Origin of the sequence: Lutibacter sp. (assembly GCF_041596795.1) — a bacterium.
Taxonomy (GTDB): domain Bacteria; phylum Bacteroidota; class Bacteroidia; order Flavobacteriales; family Flavobacteriaceae; genus Lutibacter.
Genome location: NZ_JBFHHX010000265.1, coordinates 1 through 2,097, shown reverse-complemented (window position 1 = coordinate 2,097; position 2,097 = coordinate 1). Strand labels below are relative to the sequence as shown.

Annotated in this window: 3 protein-coding genes; all 3 read right to left on the bottom strand. The window is 31.8% G+C overall.

Annotated features, from left to right (window positions below; genetic code table 11):
- Positions 1–461, bottom strand: a 461-nt coding sequence (locus ABY298_RS16160; protein ID WP_372747070.1) for an NADH-quinone oxidoreductase subunit H, incomplete at its 3' end; no start/stop codon positions are given.
- A 10-nt stretch (positions 462–471) separates the two neighbouring features.
- Positions 472–1,593 carry an NADH-quinone oxidoreductase subunit D gene (locus tag ABY298_RS16155; protein WP_372747069.1) on the bottom strand — a complete coding sequence of 374 codons (1,122 nt, stop codon included), beginning with the start codon at positions 1,591–1,593 and terminating at the stop codon, positions 472–474.
- A 2-nt stretch (positions 1,594–1,595) separates the two neighbouring features.
- Positions 1,596–2,057 carry an NADH-quinone oxidoreductase subunit C gene (locus ABY298_RS16150; RefSeq protein ID WP_372747068.1) on the bottom strand — a complete coding sequence of 154 codons (462 nt, stop codon included), beginning with the start codon at positions 2,055–2,057 and terminating at the stop codon, positions 1,596–1,598.
- Between the last annotated feature and the right edge of the window lie 40 nt (positions 2,058–2,097).

Genomic DNA, 2,097 nt, shown 5'->3' with positions numbered 1-2,097 from the left:
TTATTACTTGCCCAACCACCTAATAAAATTCCAATAACACCAATAGATGAAATTGCAATTAAAAAGAAAAGCCCAATATTTATGTCAAATGCTTGAAATTCTTGTGTAAAAGGGAAAACTGATAGTGCCATTAAAGACGATACAATTACAAAATATGGTGCTAAATTGTATAAAAATTTATCAGCTTTTACCGTTCCAGTTAATTCTTTTGAAACCAGTTTTAAAGCATCTGCCATTGTTTGTAATAATCCCCAAGGTCCAACTCTGTTTGGTCCTAAACGTAATTGAAACCAAGCAGCTACTTTACGTTCTAATAAAACAAGATACAAACCCGCAACTGCAAAAATCACTAAATATATTAATGCAATGGTAATCATTGTACCAATATTTGCCGCACCTTCAGACATAAAGCCTGATAGCAATTTGGTAATGGTTTCTGTAATGTTTAATGCTATTTTCATTGTATATATTTTATCTATCAATATCTGGAATTACAAGATCTAAAGTTGCCATAGTTGCTACTAAATCTCCAATTTTACTTCCTACTGAAATATGATTTAACAGTGATAAATTTGAAAAACCAGGAGAACGGAATTTTAATCGGTATGGATTTTTAGTTCCTGTACTGTTGATATAAACTCCTAATTCACCACGTGCAGTTTCAACTTTTTGATAAAACTCACCTTTTGGTAATTTTATAACTGCATTGGTTGCTACTTGAACATCGCCTTCAGGAATATTATCAATTAATTGTTCTATGATTGATAAAGATTCCCACATTTCCTGAATTCTCACTTGGTAACGTGCAAAACTATCTCCATCAGTTTTTAATACTTCATTAAATGTTACTTTATCTAAAGCGCTGTATGGATGGTATTTTCTAACATCACAAGAATAACCAGAGCCACGACCAACTGGACCAGAAGCTCCAAATGAAATAGCATCTTCTTTGGTTAAAATTCCAACGCCTTTCATACGTTTTTGAAAAATTACGTTTCCAGTAAGTAAGGTATCGTATTCAGGTAATTTTGTTTTAAAATGCGCAATAAATTCCTTGGTTCTTTTTACAAAATTTGGATGTATATCAAACATTAAACCACCTGGAATGTTGTAGTTCATAGTTAAACGAGCGCCACAAGTTTCTTCAAATATATCGTTAATCATTTCTCGATCTCTAAAACCGTAAAAATAAGTAGTCAATGCTCCAACATCCATTCCCATAACTCCCCACCATAAACAGTGTGATGCAATTCTTGTTAATTCACCAATTATGGTTCTAATAACTTTTACTCGGTCTGGAATTTCTAATTCAAGTGCATTTTCAACAGTTAAGCAAACCGCTTCATTATTTATGTGTGAAGACAAATAATCCATTCTATCTGTTAAATGAACAATTTGCTGATAGCTATCGCGCTCGCACATTTTTTCGATAGAACGATGAATGTAGCCCAAATCTGGTTCAACTTTTTTAATAATTTCACCATCAATGGTTAATAATAAACGCAAAACACCGTGAGTTGCAGGGTGTTGAGGTCCCATATTAATGAAATATTCTTCCGATTTTAAGTTGCTATTTTTTATAGTTGTATCCATAATTACTTAATAACCATATTAATTTCATCTACATAGTCTTTTCTTAAAGGAAATCCTTCCCATTCATCAGTTAAAAACAAGCGTTTTAAATTTGGATGGTTATTAAATTTTATTCCAAAAAAATCGAATACTTCGCGTTCGTGAAATTCAGCTGTTCTCCAAATATCGTAAACAGAATCAAACGTTGGATTTTCTCTATCTTCCGTTTGAACTTTTACAACAATAATATGTCTGTGTGTAGTAGATTCTAAATGATAAATAACACCTAATGCTTTTTCGTAATCAATACCAGTTAAACAAAATAAATAATCGAAACTAGTTTCGGTATTGCTTTTTAATTGTGATAATAATTGGTGTAATTGGTCAGGTTTTACAGAAATATTTAAGAATTGAGAACCTTCTTCAGTAAATTCCAGTTCAGGAATCCAGCTGCTAATTAAGTTTTGTAATGCTTCGTTGGTCATAAATTATTCTTTTATAGTCCTTCATCAAACCCATCAACAG